The sequence below is a fragment of the Cryobacterium adonitolivorans genome (assembly GCF_004402695.1).
Taxonomy (GTDB): domain Bacteria; phylum Actinomycetota; class Actinomycetes; order Actinomycetales; family Microbacteriaceae; genus Cryobacterium; species Cryobacterium adonitolivorans.
Genome location: NZ_SOFL01000036.1, coordinates 199,890 through 214,392 on the forward strand (window position 1 = coordinate 199,890; position 14,503 = coordinate 214,392).

At 68.5% G+C, this 14,503-nt stretch carries 14 protein-coding genes, 1 tRNA gene, 1 other RNA gene and 1 pseudogene; 5 read left to right on the forward strand and 12 right to left on the reverse strand.

Annotated features, from left to right (window positions below):
* Positions 1–29: 29 nt before the first annotated feature.
* The 8 genes and pseudogenes from E3O42_RS11780 to E3O42_RS11805 all read right to left on the reverse strand — a co-directional run bounded on the left by E3O42_RS11780 (position 30) and on the right by E3O42_RS11805 (position 6,126).
* A complete protein-coding gene (locus E3O42_RS11780) occupies positions 30–1,679 on the reverse strand; it encodes a DUF2252 domain-containing protein (protein ID WP_134454107.1) in 1,650 nt (549 codons plus the stop codon).
* A gap of 158 nt (positions 1,680–1,837) precedes the next feature.
* Positions 1,838–1,981 carry a hypothetical protein gene (locus E3O42_RS18040; protein WP_166787979.1) on the reverse strand — a complete coding sequence of 48 codons (144 nt, stop codon included), beginning with the start codon at positions 1,979–1,981 and terminating at the stop codon, positions 1,838–1,840.
* Positions 1,982–2,018: 37 nt separating this feature from the next.
* Positions 2,019–2,799: pseudogene (locus E3O42_RS11785) on the reverse strand (fumarylacetoacetate hydrolase family protein).
* Positions 2,800–2,870: 71 nt separating this feature from the next.
* The gene (locus E3O42_RS11790) at positions 2,871–3,584 is read right to left on the reverse strand and encodes a M23 family metallopeptidase (RefSeq protein ID WP_134454108.1); all 714 of its coding nucleotides are present in this window, start codon (positions 3,582–3,584) and stop codon (positions 2,871–2,873) included.
* Complete coding sequence (gene msrA / locus E3O42_RS11795; protein WP_134454109.1) at positions 3,565–4,083, reverse strand: peptide-methionine (S)-S-oxide reductase MsrA; 519 nt, start codon at positions 4,081–4,083, stop codon at positions 3,565–3,567. The genes E3O42_RS11790 and msrA overlap by 20 nt, the downstream gene beginning before the upstream one ends.
* 155 nt (positions 4,084–4,238) lie before the next feature.
* The gene (locus tag E3O42_RS18045; RefSeq protein WP_166787980.1) at positions 4,239–4,400 is read right to left on the reverse strand and encodes a hypothetical protein; all 162 of its coding nucleotides are present in this window, start codon (positions 4,398–4,400) and stop codon (positions 4,239–4,241) included.
* 56 nt (positions 4,401–4,456) lie between these two features.
* Positions 4,457–5,737, reverse strand: coding sequence for an RNA polymerase sigma factor (locus tag E3O42_RS11800; protein WP_198414127.1), 1,281 nt, complete (start codon positions 5,735–5,737; stop codon positions 4,457–4,459).
* A gap of 32 nt (positions 5,738–5,769) precedes the next feature.
* Positions 5,770–6,126 carry a YciI family protein gene (locus tag E3O42_RS11805; protein WP_134454110.1) on the reverse strand — a complete coding sequence of 119 codons (357 nt, stop codon included), beginning with the start codon at positions 6,124–6,126 and terminating at the stop codon, positions 5,770–5,772.
* A 490-nt stretch (positions 6,127–6,616) separates the two neighbouring features.
* Between E3O42_RS11805 and E3O42_RS11815 the strand changes: the two genes are divergently transcribed.
* Entirely contained in the window at positions 6,617–6,853 is a 237-nt protein-coding gene (locus tag E3O42_RS11815; RefSeq protein WP_241984793.1) for a tyrosine-type recombinase/integrase, read from the forward strand.
* A gap of 79 nt (positions 6,854–6,932) precedes the next feature.
* On the opposite strand, the gene E3O42_RS11820 is transcribed toward E3O42_RS11815, so the two are convergent.
* Positions 6,933–7,008 (reverse strand) — tRNA-Lys (locus E3O42_RS11820).
* 145 nt (positions 7,009–7,153) lie between these two features.
* Between E3O42_RS11820 and E3O42_RS11825 the strand changes: the two genes are divergently transcribed.
* On the forward strand, positions 7,154–7,969 hold the full coding sequence (locus tag E3O42_RS11825) for an inositol monophosphatase family protein (protein ID WP_241984794.1): 816 nt from the start codon (positions 7,154–7,156) through the stop codon (positions 7,967–7,969).
* A gap of 10 nt (positions 7,970–7,979) precedes the next feature.
* On the opposite strand, the gene E3O42_RS11830 is transcribed toward E3O42_RS11825, so the two are convergent.
* The gene (locus E3O42_RS11830) at positions 7,980–9,233 is read right to left on the reverse strand and encodes a GAF domain-containing protein (protein ID WP_166787981.1); all 1,254 of its coding nucleotides are present in this window, start codon (positions 9,231–9,233) and stop codon (positions 7,980–7,982) included.
* A gap of 102 nt (positions 9,234–9,335) precedes the next feature.
* On the opposite strand from E3O42_RS11830, the gene E3O42_RS11835 reads away from it, so the two are divergent.
* Together E3O42_RS11835 and E3O42_RS11840 are read left to right on the forward strand one after the other, a co-directional pair.
* Positions 9,336–10,565 (forward strand): glycosyltransferase, encoded by a 1,230-nt coding sequence (locus E3O42_RS11835; RefSeq protein WP_134454114.1) that lies wholly within the window; start codon positions 9,336–9,338, stop codon positions 10,563–10,565.
* Positions 10,562–11,314, forward strand: coding sequence for a PIG-L deacetylase family protein (locus E3O42_RS11840; protein ID WP_166787982.1), 753 nt, complete (start codon positions 10,562–10,564; stop codon positions 11,312–11,314). The genes E3O42_RS11835 and E3O42_RS11840 overlap by 4 nt, the downstream gene beginning before the upstream one ends.
* An 84-nt stretch (positions 11,315–11,398) precedes the next feature.
* Here E3O42_RS11840 and E3O42_RS11845 read toward each other — a convergent pair whose 3' ends face one another.
* Complete coding sequence (locus tag E3O42_RS11845; RefSeq protein WP_166787983.1) at positions 11,399–12,547, reverse strand: carboxylate-amine ligase; 1,149 nt, start codon at positions 12,545–12,547, stop codon at positions 11,399–11,401.
* A 197-nt stretch (positions 12,548–12,744) separates the two neighbouring features.
* Between E3O42_RS11845 and E3O42_RS11850 the strand changes: the two genes are divergently transcribed.
* Positions 12,745–13,581, forward strand: coding sequence for a class II glutamine amidotransferase (locus E3O42_RS11850; RefSeq protein ID WP_134454117.1), 837 nt, complete (start codon positions 12,745–12,747; stop codon positions 13,579–13,581).
* A 93-nt stretch (positions 13,582–13,674) separates the two neighbouring features.
* On the opposite strand, the gene ssrA is transcribed toward E3O42_RS11850, so the two are convergent.
* Positions 13,675–14,060: a transfer-messenger RNA gene (gene ssrA / locus E3O42_RS11855) on the reverse strand.
* Between the last annotated feature and the right edge of the window lie 443 nt (positions 14,061–14,503).

Below are 14,503 nucleotides of genomic sequence, written 5' to 3' on the forward strand. Positions count from 1 at the left end.
ATCGTCCGCTTCGGGAACAGTTAGACGCCTCAGACGCCCTCCCGGGCCTCCAGCCAGCCGCTGTGCACGGCATCGAGGAAGGCTTGGTAGTCCTTCTCGTTCTGGTCGGCGTAGCGGGTGGAGAAGTCGGCGATCGCGCGGTCGAACTTGTCGCTTTTCCCCAGGTAGGCCGCGATCGCGACCGGATCGCCCGACCTGGCGTGGGCGCGGGCCAGGGTCCAGCCGCAGGCGTGCGCGTAGAAGTTCATCCCCATCGGCACCATCGCCTCCACGACTGCCGAGCCCTTCATGTCCCTCAGCTGCCGCCAGTACAGGTACCGGTCAGTCTGCACCCCCTTGGTCCAGCCCAGGAAGATGTCGCTGGCGGCCTGCATCATCCGCTGCCCCTGCACCACCCGCTCCCCCGGTTGCTCGTAGACGCTCTTGGGCAGGTGGTCCTCGAGCACGGATGCTGTGGCCTCCTTCACCTGCAGGAACAGCGGATCCTGCTCGTCGCGTCCCTGCAGCAGGGCGATGAACGCCCGGTTGCCGACGCTGCCGACACCGACCACCTTGTGTGCCACGTCGACCACGTCGAAGCGTTCGAGAAGTTGGCGCCGGTCATCCTGCAGGGTCTGGCGATAGGACTGCAACTGTTCCCGAACGGCCGCCTGGACGTCCACCGCCGCCAGCCCCAGCGACTCCGCGAGATCGCGCACCGGTACGACGATCGGCGGTTGGCTGATGATCCGGTACTGACCGTCGACGAGTTCGGCGAGCTTGGACAGGGCCTGCATGCTGTCGCGGGAGCGCGCTTTTGCAGTGTTCTTCAGCGTGTTCTTCTCGAGCGCCTTCGAGGCCTTCCGCGCCCCCTTGCCCTTCTGGGTGGCCCGAGCCATTTGCATTGCCGCCACCATCTCCTCTTCCGACATTCGGGCGTACCAGATGTCCATGGTGCGCATCGAGGCGAACTGGGCCATCCCCTCCCGATAGGAGCGAACGGCTTCCAGCGTCACTCTGCGGATGTCCGCGGCACTGAATCCGTTATTGCGGGCCGCGATCGTGAAACTCGCCGTCATGCGCAGCACGTCGTACTCGAACGGTCCGGGCAGCGTCTCGTCGAAGTCGTTCAGGTCGAAGAGGAGGTTGCGCTCCGGGGACGCGAACACACCGAAGTTGGAGAGATGGGCGTCGCCGCAGAGCTGGACGATGAGACCGGCGCGCGGGGTGTCCTTGAGGTCGGTCGCCATGATCTTGGCCGCGCCGCGGTAGAAGGTGAACGGCGAGGCCATCATGCGCCCGTGCCGCACCGGCACCAGGTCGGGCACCCGGGTGCGGTTCTGCTCCTCGATCAGAGCGACGGGGTCGGGGCGGTCGGCGGCAGGCTCCCAGCCGCGATGGCTGGCGAGAGGGGTCTGGAGGCGTGCCGCCTTGCCTCGGGCGGCGCGCTCGGTGACGTACGGCTGTGTGATGGTCGGCTTCTTGGCGGGCGCCTTCTTCGCAGCAGAGCGCTTGGCGGTCGAGGCCTCAGCCGTCGATCGCTTTGCGGTCGAACGTTTAACGGTTGCGCTCTTGGTAGTCGGCTTCTTGGTCGTCGGCTTTTTAGCAGTCGGCTTCCTTGTGGTCGGGGTCTTCGTGGTCTGGTTCTTCGTGGTCGGCCGCTTAGCGGTCGCACTCTTAGCGGTCGAGTTCTTGGCCATGGTGACGGCTCCTCTGTGGACGACGCTGGAGCCCTCGCGCGCGGCGATATCCACCGGCGGGCGGAAGGACCCTCTGAATGGTCCACGATTGCCCGGGGTTCCACAGCTGTCAATGGCCCACAGCGGTGCGGCGCCGCCACGGCCATGGGAACGAGGGCTCAGTAGCGGAAGAACGCGTTCGCACGGCCGGAGGAGAGGATGCCGATCACGAGCAGGGCAACCAGGATGTTCACCACTCCCACCGTCACCTCCCTGTGCACGATACTGAAGATGCCGTCGATCGCGGCCAGGACGACATGCACTACACAGTGGAGCGATCCGGCCGCGAAGCGAAGGGACTCAGTCGGTGGGTTCCCAGGGCACCACACGCTGCGCTTGGGCACCCAATCCGTCGATGCCCAGCTCAATGGTGTCTCCGGCGGCCAGGTAGGGGAAACGGCCCGACATGGCGACGCCTTCCGGGGTGCCCGTGTTCAGCAGGTCACCGGGCTCCAGGACCGTGAACTGCGACAGGTGCCAGACCAGGTAGGCCACGGAGAAAATCATGTCAGCGGTGCTGGAGTCCCAACGGGTTGAACCCGGCGGCGATCTTGCCCTTCGACCACTGCCCGCCGGAGACGTCGTTCTGCCAGGTGCGCTCCGAGACGTCGTGACTGACCGTGAAGCCTGCGACGTATTCGAGGGCGTCCTCCACTGAATCGAGGTAGCTCGCCCTCTTGCCGATGACCACGCCCAGCTCGACCTCCCAGTCGACCTTCGCGGATCCCCTGGGCAGCACCAGGTCGTCGAAGCCTCCGACGACGGTGTTCGGATGCTTGAAGAACAGGATCGGTGTTATGGGCGCCGCGTTCCCGGACTCGGCGGCGTGGGCCGGGTAGTTCTGTCCGATGCAGAGCACAGCCATGGGCCGGGCGATCGGTGCCCCGACGCGCAGCTCGGCGGCACGGGGCAGGACCGGCAGCGAGGTGCGAGCCGCCTCACGCGCCCGACCGATGCCATCGGCCGCCAGGAAGGCGCCGTCGATGTCTGCCGTCAGCGAGCGGAGGTCGTAGACGACGCCATCCACCTCAATCGCCGGTGTCTCGTGTCCGAGCGGTCCAAGCCGAAGAAGCGTGGTCATGGGTCTCCCGACGATGGTGTGAGGGTCACTTCGACCGTACACAACGCTGCGGCTGCAATCGTGGTCTCCCGTTACAACATGGGTTCGACGATGAGTTCGACGATAGCGCCCTCGCCCGGGATGCCGACCTCCCGACGCTCGGGATGCTTCACGCCGGCCGGCCACTCCCGGTAGCGCCGGAAAGCCAATGGCACACCTCGGGCGATGGACAGGTCCGGGCTGTCCATCACCTGCACGTGCACATGCGGCTGGGTCGAGTTGCCGGAGTTGCCGCATTCGGCGAGCGGTTGCCCAGTGTCCACGGCTTCGCCCGCACGGACGCGAACGGAGCCCGCCCTCAGGTGCACGATGGCCACGTACCCGACGCCTTCGGCGAGCGCGATGACGACGTAGTTGCCCGCGATGGCGCCGACTCCCTGACGGAGCCGCGATGCCTGGCCCAAGGCGTAGGGCACGAGCGCCAGCTGCGATCGTCGGGCCACGTGGTCGACCTCGCCATCGTGCACGTCGACGACGACGCCCGCGGCGGGTGCCAGGACCGGCCGGCCGAAGGCGAAGAACCGCTCCGGTGGTTCGGTGCCGAAAAAGGTGCCCCAGTCTCGGTGGGCCGCCGTGCGCCCGCGATCATCCACCCCGGTGAAGTCGATCGCGTAACGCTCGCCGAGCAGGTCGGTGCCGTGGCTCGGCACCCGGCGGGCCGGGCTGTTGCCCGCCAGCCACCGGCCCGCGAACGGCAGCGCGAGCACGACCGGGGCCGGGGAGGGGTTAGCTGGCGGCCTGCTCACGGCGCGGCAGCACCCAACCCGGCCGCACGAAGTGGCAGGTGTAGCCGTTGGGGTAGTTCTGCAGGTAGTCCTGGTGCTCGGGCTCGGCCAGCCAGAAGTCGCCGACCGGCTCCACCTCGGTCACGACGGGGCCGGGCCAGATACCGGATGCGTCGACATCCGCGATCGTGTCACGTGCGACGCGCTCCTGCTCAGCATCCGCGTAGAAGATCGCCGAGCGGTAGCTGCGACCACGGTCGTTGCCCTGCCGGTCCTTCGTCGACGGGTCGTGGATCTGGAAGAAGAACTCCAGCAGCTCACGGAAGCTGGTGCGCTCGGGGTCGAAGGTGATCTCGATCGCCTCGGCGTGGTCGCCGTGGTTGCGATAGGTCGCGTTCGGGAGGTCGCCACCGGTGTAGCCCACCCGGGTGGAGAGAACCCCCTCGCGCTTGCGCACGAGCTCCTCGACGCCCCAGAAACAGCCGCCGGCCAGTGTCGCCTTCTCAGTGGTTGTGCTCATCGTGTGTCTCCTCTTTTCGTGGACGTTCGCTGGGCACAACGTGTCGGCGTACCGGCATGTTCCGGCACCGCGGCCAGACACAGCCCGCTCACAGCCTAAGTGGTCATTCGGGGTACAGAAAAGCCCGGCCGCACACTGGCGACCGGGCACGGCGCCTACACGGTCACGGCCGTCTCTCCGAACCGCACCCGGGCCCGCACCGGCTTGGGCTGCGGATCGCGCGTGAAGGGCTCACGCTCCAGCTCCAGCTCCTCGCGCGTAAGCGACTGCAGAGGCCCGTCCTGCCGGGCGATGCGTTCCAGAATGCGTTGATCCACCAGCCGGTCATAGTGCGGGCGAAGCCTCGGATCGGTGACGGCCGAGCCCGCCGTCCTCAGCCGGGCGCGGGCTCGGCGCCGGCGGCACGGCTCACCTCGGCCAGGCGCTGCTCCAGAAAGGCGCGCTCCGCGGCGTTCGCCGTGAGCTCCATCGCGCGCCGGTACGACTGAGCCGCGCCGGCGGCGTCGCCGAGGCGGCGCAGCAGGTCGGCGCGGGTGGCGGGAAGGTAGGGGTAGTCGGCGAGCCGGGGATCGGTCGCCAGCTCGTCGAGGAGCGGCAGGGCGGCGGCCGGACCGTCGGCGAACGCCACGGCGGCGGCCCGGTTGAGCGCGACCACCGGGGTGTTCCACACCGCCAGCAGCCGGTCGTAGAGGTGCACGACGCGCGGCCAGTCGGTCTGCTCCAGGGACGGCGCCATCGCGTGCACGCCGGCGATCGCCGCCTGCAGGGTGAACCGCCCCGGTGGGCCGGACGCCAGCGCCCCGGCCGTCATCGTGAGCCCCTCCAGAATCGCGCGCTGGTCCCAGCGCGTCCGGTCCTGGTCGGCGAGCAGGAGCAGCCGGCCGTGCTCGTCGGTCCGGGTGGCCCGGCGCGCGTCGGTGAGGAGCAGCAGGCCCAGCAGGCCGCGGGTCTCGGCCTGCTCGGGGAGCAGCGCGGCGAGGGTGCGCGCGAGGTGCAGGGCCCGGTCGCAGAGCTCCTCACGGACGAGCGCGTCCCCCTCGCCGGCCGTGTGGCCGGTGCTGAAGAGCAGGTGAACGGCGGTGAGCACGCTGTCCAGGCGCTCGGGCAGCTCCGACCGGCCCGGAACCCGGTAGGGGATCCGCGCTTCGGAGATCTTCTTCTTGGCCCGGGTGATCCGTGCCGCCATCGTCGGCTCGGACACCAGGAAGGCCCGGGCGACGTCGGGCGTGGGAACGCCGCAGACCAGGCGCAGGGTGAGGGCGACGCGGGCCTCGGGGGCGAGGGTGGGGTGGCAGCAGGTGAACACCAGCCGGAGCCGGTCGTCCGGCACCGCGGCGTCGGGCCAGTCCAGGTCGGCCGGGTCGTGCGGATCGACGGTCGCCGGCTCCACGAGCAGCGGGAGCTTGCGCCGGAGGGTGACCTCGCGACGCAACCGGTCCAGCGCGTGGTTCCGCGCCGCCGTGGTCAGCCACGCGCCGGGCCGCTCCGGGACGCCGTCCCGGGTCCAGGCCTTCAGCGCGCTGACGTACGCCTCCTGCGCGCACTCCTCCGCGACGTCCAGGTCGCCCGCGACGCGCACCGTGGCGGATAGCACGGAGGCCCACTCGGAGCGGTGGGCCTGCGCCAGCGCGGCAGCGACCGCATCCGCCTGCATGGCGGACGCGGTCGGCTCGTCGCTGGGAGCGATCAGAACGGGTTCGTCGTCGCGTCCACAACCGGGCGAACCTCGACGCCACCGCCGGGGGCCGGGCACAGCTTGGCGATCTCGACGGCGTGGTCGAGGTCGCGCGCCTCGACGACGTAGAAGCCGCCGAAGGCCTCCTTGGTCTCGACGAACGGGCCGTCCGTCACCGTGCCGGCACCCTTGATCGTGGTGGCCGTCGTCGTGGGCGCGAGCGCCTCCCCGCCCGCGAGGGACCCACCGAGCTCGAAGACCTGCTTGGTGAACGTGTTGTGCGCGTCGACCACCGCGCCCCACGCCTCGGGCGACGCGTTCGCGTAGAACGCCGGGTCTTCGTAGATGAGGATTGCGTACTTGGCCATGGAGGTGCCTCCTGCACTGGGTCGCGGGCCGGCCTGTCCGGCTCCGTCATTAACTACGACGAACATACTGCCGCCGGATCGACAGCTAGGCCAGGATTTTCTCAAGTTTCTTCCGGCGCCGCCGCCGCCGTGCGTGCCGGAGTCCGCTTTGCGTGCTGAAGTGCACTCTAGCGGCCCCACCCGACGCTCCGTCTCGCCGCGGAGCGGCGCGACGGGATGCCGCCCGCTGACGCCTAGGCCTCGGCGTCCAGGACTGGCCGCGCTGCGCGATGAGGCCTGAGCCGCGGGCTCAAGGTTTCCGTTTCTCACCGAGGGATGGATCGTGCAGCGCGGAGCTGGGCCCGGACGCCGGCGGCGGATCGCATCGCGCTGCGGCCGTCATCATCGCGGTCCCTCTCGGTGTATTGAAGGGACGGGCCATACGTTTCGAACCGACCCTCCCGCCACTCTTGGCATGCCCGTAGACGTGGCCAACTGGAGGAGGCGCGTCATGACTTCAGCGGTGAAGGCAGCAGGGCTCGATGGTCGGGGACTGACTTCTCAGAGCCTGCGGCACACTGCGGCATCCAGGGGAATCGACGCTGGGGCCGATGTGAAGGTGATTCAGCGGATGCCCGGGCACGCTGACGCTACGTTGACGCTGAACACCTCCGGGCACCTGTGGCCTGACCGCTTGGACGACGTAGCCAGTGTTGTATCTAACGCACGTGAGAAGAGCTTGAGTTAGGAATCATCCTGACTAAATCCTGACTGCGGGCAAAAAGAAACCCCTCCCAATTGGTAAAGACCAGATGAGAGGGGGTTTTTGGTGCACCCCCCCGGACTTGAACCGGGAACCCGCTGATTAAGAGTCAGCTGCTCTGCCAATTGAGCTAGAGGTGCGTATTTTTGTGCATCTTGTTCAGGCGGGGCATCCCCGCCGACATGAGACATTACCACTAGATTCGCGCTCGACGCCAATCGAGGGGTGCGCCCCGGCGCGTCGCGCCGCTGTGCCGATTCTCGGGGAGTCACTATTCTTGGGAGCGTGACCGAGACCCTGCCGCCCACCCTCGCCGATGACCTTTCGCTGGCCCTCGAGTTGGCCGATGCGGCCGACGCGATTTCGATGGCCCGCTTCGAGGCCCTCGACCTTGTCGTCACCACCAAGCCCGACCGCACCCCGGTGACGGATGCCGACCAGGCCGTCGAGCGGGCCATCCGTGCCCTCCTGGCCAAGCGGCGCCCGGGCGACGGAATACTCGGTGAGGAGTTCGGCACGGCCGGGTCGACGGCCCGGCAGTGGATCATCGATCCCATCGACGGCACCGCCGGGTTCCTGAGGGGCATCAGTATCTGGGGCACCCTGATCGCCCTCGCGATCGACGGGGTGCCGGTGCTGGGCGTGGTCAGCTCCCCCGCTCTGGGCAAGCGCTGGTGGGCCGCGACCGGCGGCGGCGCCTGGTCGAGCGATACCCGCCTTCCCGAGGCCCCGCCCACGCGCCTGCGCGTCTCCGGCGTCCAGACCCTCGCCGACGCGTCGCTCAGCTACGGCAGCATCCAGCAGTGGGACCAGGCCGGCCGGCTCGACGGGCTCGTATCACTCACTCGGCAGGTGTGGCGCACCCGGGCCTACGGCGACATGTGGTCGTACATGCTGCTCGCCGAGGGACATCTGGACATCGCCGGTGAATTCGACCTGCAGCCCTACGATATGGCGGCCCTGGTGCCCATCGTGCAGGAGGCCGGTGGCGTGTTCACCTCGGCCGACGGCGCGGACGGGCCTTGGCACGGCAGCGCCCTGGCCACCAACGGCCTCCTGCACGGGACGGTGCTGGAGGCCATCGCGTCACCCGTTCTCTGACGAATCGCGCCTATTCTGCCAGGGTGCCGGCGCGGTCCAGTGCGCCGGCCGACTGCCATAGCTCGTTCTGCAACAGCAGCGCCAACTCACGCAGCAGCACCACGTCAACACCCTCCCTCGGCCGGGGGTTCTGGTCGTACACGCAGAGGGCGCCGATACGTTCGCCCGAGGGAGATTCAATCGGGAAGCCGGCGTAGAAACGTAGCTTGGGACCGGAGACCACCAGGGGATTCTCGCGAAACCTCTCATCCAGCAGCGCGTCCGGAACGACCAGGGCCGCCGGTTCGAGCACGGTGACGGTACAGAACGACGTGCTGCGGGGAATTTCGGACACCGCGAGCCCGACCATCGACTTGTGCCACTGCCGTTCGCCGTCGAGCACAGTGAAAGCGGCCGCACTGGCGCCCAGCGACGAGCTCGCCAGTGCCACGATCCGGTCGAAACGCTCCTCTGGCGCGGTATCGAGCAGATTCAGCGCCATCAGCGCCCGGTGCCGCGCGTCCTCGATCTCTTCGGGCGTACGGCCCTGAACCTCGGGCTCCGTCACCCCGTCGGCGCGCCCCTGGGGCTCCAGCGAACCCGCCATCCGCTCGGCGAGCACATCTGCCCAGATGTCGTAGTCGCTCGCCGACCGGAACCGACCGGAGGCGCCCACCGGCGTGCCCGGCAGGCTCACGAAGGTCAGCCGCTTGACGCCCGCACACACGTCCACGCTCGCGGCGTTGAGCTCCAGCGCCTGCGCGCCGGCCAGCGCGCCGAACGGGCCGCTGAAGACCGGCATCGTCGCCAACGGCACGATCCCGGCGAGGAAGACCTCGGTGCCGAGGGAACTCGAGCGCTGGATCTGCTCGACCAGGCTGCTCAGGTCCCTGCGCCAGGCCCTGGTGGAGGTGAGCCGGCCCGCGTCAGCAATGCCGAGGGTGAGTACCACGGCGTCATAGCGCCACAGGTTGGCGAAGTCGATGTGCTCGGGTGCGGAGCGCGGCGTCATGCTCGACCGGGCGATCACGTCGACGTCCGCGCCACGACCGGTGCGGGCCGTGAGCGCCCTGGCCAGCGCACCGGGCAGGGCGATGGTGTGGCTGAGCACACCCCAGCCGATGGCCGGACCGCCGCCGACGATGAGGATGCGGTCGCTGTCGACTCCCGGCGAATGGGCCTGCGGAGCGTCGGCCGGCAACGGGATGCCGCGGAACTGGCGGTCGAGAGTGGTCAGCCAGGCGAGCATCGCGGGGACCATCGCGCGCCGCAGGACTTCGCGCACGTGACCCTCCAACTCGAGCCGTTGGTACCGGACGGCCGCACGCAGACATTGCATACAACTGGTTCTCATCATACGCATCCTCGGGTGTCATAAGATTCTGTAGTGTCCCCTGCTACAGATCCCCTGCGTATCGCCCTGGTTTCCCTGCACACCTCCCCCGGTGCCGAACCCGGTTCGGGGGACGCCGGCGGCATGAATGTCGTGGTGCGGCACCAGGCCGAGGCTATGGCGGCCCTGGGCCACCAGGTGGAGATCCTCACCCGGCGGTCCTCCCCCGAGATGCCCGCCGCCCGCAGGCTGGGCGCGGGCGTCACGCTGCGCTACCTCGACGCCGGACCGCTCCGCTCGGTGCCCAAGGGCGACCACGAGGGTTTCATCGACGAATTCCGCGCGCAGGCCGCCGAGCTCGGCCCGTGGGACGTCATCCACTCGCACCACTGGTTCTCCGGCATGGCGATGCTGCCCCTGGCCCGCGAGCTGGGTGTGCCGCACGTGCAGAGCTTCCACTCCATCGCGGCCGACGAGGCCACCCCGCTGTCGGCGGGCGAGCGGCCTGAGTCCGGCGGGCGGATGGCCGGCGAAGCCTGGCTGGCCCGGGAATCCGACCTGATCGTGGCCGTGAGCGCCGCAGAGGCCGACACCGTGGTGCGGCGGCTCGGCGGGTCGCTGGAGCGCATCGCGGTCGTCCCGCCCGGCGTGGACGGGTCACTCTTCCATCCCCGCACGCCCGGCACAGCCGGAGCGAACCGCGGGGCCGCCGCCGACCGGGGCTACGCGGTGGTCGCCGGGCGCCTGCAGCCGCTCAAGGGCCTCGACCTGGCCATCGAGGCCATCGCCGCCCTGCCGGATCACCTGCGGCCGGAGCTCGTGATCGCCGGCGATGCCTCGGCCGACTACGACGGCTACATCGACGAACTCACCAGGCTCGCCGACCAGCACGGCATCGCGAACGGGGTGCGCTTCGTCGGGCCGCGTTCCCGCGTCGACCTGGCCGCGCTGCTCCGCGGCGCCCGGGTGGTGTTGGTTCCCTCACACTCCGAGACCTTCGGCCTGGTGGCCCTGGAGGCCGCCGCCAGCGGTGTTCCGGTCGTCGCCCAGGGCACGGGCGGGCTGCGCGAAGCGGTGCTCGACGGCGACACCGGGCTGCTCATCGAGTCGCGCGATCCGCAGGTCTGGGCGGATGCGCTCTCCGAGGTGTTGTCGGACCCCGCGCTGGCACGGCGCCTGTCGCTGGCGGCCCGCGCGCGCGCCGAGACCTTCGACTGGCCCCGCTCCGCCGCGTCCCTGCTCGACGTCTACTGCGCCCTGTTGCCGGTACCGGTCTGCACGTGAGCCTGCTGGACGGCCAGCGGTCGGTGCTGTTCGTGCATGCCCACCCCGACGATGAGACCATCTCCACCGGCGCGCTCATCGCCGAGTTCGTCGCGCTGGGCAGTCGGGTGTTCCTGCTCACCTGCTCGCGCGGCGAACGCGGCGAGGTCGTCGACGGTCCGCTTACTGCCCTGGCCGGCACCGAGGAGCTGGCGCGGGAACGGGACCAGGAGCTGGAACGGGCCACCGGCATCCTGGGCATCACCGAACGTTTCTGGCTGGGTGAGCCACCCGCCAGGGTCGATGGCCTCGCGCGCCGCCGCTACCGCGACTCCGGCATGGTCTGGATTCGCCCCGGCCAGGCGGGACCGGCGGACGACGCCGCCGCCGACGCCCTCTCGGTGGCCCCGCTGGCGGAGGTCACCGACGATGTCGCGGCCCTGATCGTGCGCCTGCGCCCTTCCCTCGTGGTCAGCTACGACGACGGCGGCGGCTACGGGCATCCTGACCACGTACGTGCCCACTATGCCGCCCGGGCCGCGAGTGCGGCCACCGGCACCGCCTTCGCCGAGGTGCTCGAGGCTCCCGCGGACGGCGGCGAGTGGTTCGACCTGCCCCAGCACCTCACCGTGGTGACGGATGCTCTGCGCGCGCACGCCAGCCAGCTCACTGTGTACGGCACCGAGATCGTGCACTCCGGCGGCCAGCGCGAGGCGATCGGCACCTCGGCCGGGTTGCGGCTGTGGCCAGTCAGCGCCTCCTCCGCGTGAGCGCATCAAGATCTCGACGTCGTCACCAGCGATCCACTCACCCGCACATCTCTCGGTTCGCTGGCCGAACGGGCGGCCCCGGGGTCAGCCGAGGACCGAGCCCGCTGTCATCGTCTCCCATTCGTCCTCCCACGGCGGGGACATCGAGTCGGTGAGCAGCCGGCGCAACTCCGGCCGCCCGCCGCGCCGGAAAGCGGCACGTTGCTGGGCCGCACCGGTGCCGTGAACCTTCAGTCGCACCACCGCCTCTCGCGCCAACTCGAAGTCGCCCAGCTCTACAAGCTCGGGCTCGAGCATCCGCACAAACCGGCGGAGGCAGCCGTGAGCCGGCGCCAGCCCGCCGCGCAGCGGATCGAAGACCTGACGGCCCATCCCGTGATGTGCCGAGTGCAGCAGGGCAGCGGAGAGGAGTTCGGACGGCATTTCGGCGGACGCGCTCGCGGCGGCAGCCTGCGCGTCCGGCGCCCCGAGCGAGTGCGCCACGAACGCGCGGCACAGGGCGGTGATGAACAGCGTGGCATGCGCGTCGAGCTGCGCATCGGCCACCCGGAACTCGATCGTTGGCAGGTGCTCCGAGAGGCGCACATCCCACATGATCACACCCAGGTCGACGGTGCCGCCGATGCCCAGCAGCCGCGCGATCCGTCGGTCGTAGTCGGCGGCGTCGAGGAACGCCGGCGGGCAACCGGATGTGGTCCACCGGCGCAGCAGCACCGTGCGCCAGCTGTCATGCCCGGTGTCCTGCCCCCTCCACAGCGGCGAATTCGAGGAGATGGCGGTGAAGAGCGGCAACCAGGGCCGCACCGCGTTCAGGACGTTCACCCCGGCCTCCCGGCTAGGGATGCCGACGTGCACGTGCAGGCCGCTCACCTGGTGGTCGGCAATGACGGCGTCCATCGTGCGTACGATGCGTTGGTAGCGCTCGGTGTCGGTGATCGACGGGAACGGCGTCGTGTCGGGCGGGGTGCCGGTGCTCGCCACGATCACACCGAGTTCGGCCGCCTGCTCGGCGACCGCGCGGCGGAAGCCCGTCAGGGCCGTGTGCGCGTCGTCCATCTCGTGGAAAACCGCCGAGGCGTGCTCGATCTGCGAGGCCAGGAACTCCCGGTGCGTGACGTCCCGCCACTCGGGCATCGCGGACAGGCGCGCGAAAACATGGGCGCCCGCATCCACAGGAATCAGGGTGTCAGGATCGAGGAATTGGAACTCCTCTTCGATGCCAAACGTAGCCACGTTGACCTCTTCCGTCGACGTCGGATCACGACAGTGTGAACCGTCTGCGACGAGTGTGCCCTCTCTCCCCATGGCGGTCAAGGGTCCGCGGCGGGTGCCGTCGATGCGGCTCTGATCGATCCGGGCCGCCCGCGTCGGACAGGTGCACAATGGTCGCGTGCGCGCCGCCGTGGCCGTGCCGGATGGGAGATGGACGGATGTGCAGATGGCTGGCGTACCTCGGGGAACCGTTGCGTCCCTCGACGATCGTGCTCGACGCAAAGCACTCGATCGTCGCGCAATCGCTGAACTCCCCGCTCGGGGCCGAGACCGTCAACGGCGATGGGTTCGGCTTCGGCTGGTATCCCACGGGCGCCCCGCAGGGCGCCGAGCCGGCGCTCTTCCACAGCATCGAACCCGCCTGGAACGACGCGAACCTGCGCGAACTCACCCGGGCGATCACAAGCCCGCTCTTCTTCACCCACGTTCGCGCAGCAACGGCTCCGCCGATCCAGCAGACGAACTGCCATCCGTATCGCTACGAGAACTGGATGTTCATGCACAACGGCGCCATCGCGGGGTGGCGCGAGCTCAGGCGTGACCTGACGATGGCGATCGACCCGTCGCTGTACCCGAACGTGCTCGGGACCACGGACTCCGAGGTGCTCTTCCATCTCGCGCTGACCTACGGTCTTCGTGATGACCCGATCAACGCCATCGGGCGCGCCATCCGCACGGTCGAGACCGTCGGCCACGACCACGGCGTCCAGTTTCCCTGGCAGGGCACCGTCGCCGTCTCGGACGGCACCACCCTGTGGGCCTTCCGTTATTCGTCCCAGGGACGCACGCGGTCGCTGTTCCACTCGGCGGACATCCCAGCCATTCGCCTGATGTACCCCGATCAGGAGCGACTGGCCGCCTTCGGTGATAACGCGAAGGTTGTGGTCTCCGAACCGCTCAACGATCTGCCCGGCGCCTTCGTGGAGGTGCCGGAGTCGTCGGCACTCATCCTCGACATGGACGGGTACCGGCATCAGCCGTTTCTGGTCGGCTGAGCGCATCCGGATACACAAAACGCCACCTCGAGGGGTGGCGTTTTGTGTCGGTGGTTATGTGTCGGCCATCAACGGCGTGTGGCAACAACCCAATGGTGGAGATGCGGGGAATTGAACCCCGGTCCATTGCTGTGGTCATGTTTCTTCTACGGGTGTATCCAGTGAAGACGTTCTACTCGGCTCCGGAACTTGCCACTGGCAGCTGATCCGACGAGCCCAGCCCTCGTTTAAGTCCCCCTATACCCCGAGGCTCAGGATAGGAGCAATCTCTCTAAATGACGTCAGGGTCCGGGTAGAGAGCATTCCCGGTCTGACGGTCTCAATGTGGTTCTACTTAGGCCGCGAGGGCGAAAGCGGAACGCGAGACAGTGCGGTTTGAATTGGCACTTATTGTTTTGCAGAGATCGTTAACGAGTTAACCCTGCATCCTCGACCCGCTTCTCACAGTTACGCAGGCAATGTCGAAACCGATCATCCCCATGTTCACGCACTGCAGGCTCGAAATGAGCTGCGCAGAACGCGGTTGTTGTCACACGCTGTTGAGTTACCAATCCTGTTTCCAGAACCGCAGAGGCGAACATTGCAGCTCACCACTACGGCCTTTTAGGATACAACACTTTCGTCCCGCCCCATAAGCGACGCACGCAGAGGCCAGGGTCGACCCCGCTAGCGATCACAGAGACGCGCCCATCCCGCTCGTCGAGCTCGTCGACGCCGAGCTGAGTTTGCCGAAGCAAGCCCCCGTGAGTCGTCCCCGAGGACGCAACCCTCCCGTTGGTCGAGCCTGTCGAGACCACGCGAGCCGTCCTTTCGCGGCGAAATAAGTTTCGATATTCGCTTGTGGATAAGTTGACATTCTCTCGCATCTCGGTCTGATTCGTGAGAGAATGGGGTTATGGACGACGAGCTGGTTGGCTCCACC

Bases quoted from the DNA above. Each gene is read 5' to 3' on its own strand.
- E3O42_RS11780 (WP_134454107.1), bottom strand. From the start codon at position 1,679: ATGGCCAAGAACTCGACCGCTAAGAGTGCGACCGCTAAGCGGCCGACC.
- msrA (WP_134454109.1), bottom strand. From the start codon at position 4,083: ATGAGCACAACCACTGAGAAGGCGACACTGGCCGGCGGCTGTTTCTGG.
- E3O42_RS11800 (WP_198414127.1), bottom strand. From the start codon at position 5,737: ATGCAGGCGGATGCGGTCGCTGCCGCGCTGGCGCAGGCCCACCGCTCC.
- E3O42_RS11805 (WP_134454110.1), bottom strand. From the start codon at position 6,126: ATGGCCAAGTACGCAATCCTCATCTACGAAGACCCGGCGTTCTACGCG.
- E3O42_RS11815 (WP_241984793.1), top strand. From the start codon at position 6,617: ATGACTTCAGCGGTGAAGGCAGCAGGGCTCGATGGTCGGGGACTGACT.
- E3O42_RS11850 (WP_134454117.1), top strand. From the start codon at position 12,745: ATGTGCAGATGGCTGGCGTACCTCGGGGAACCGTTGCGTCCCTCGACG.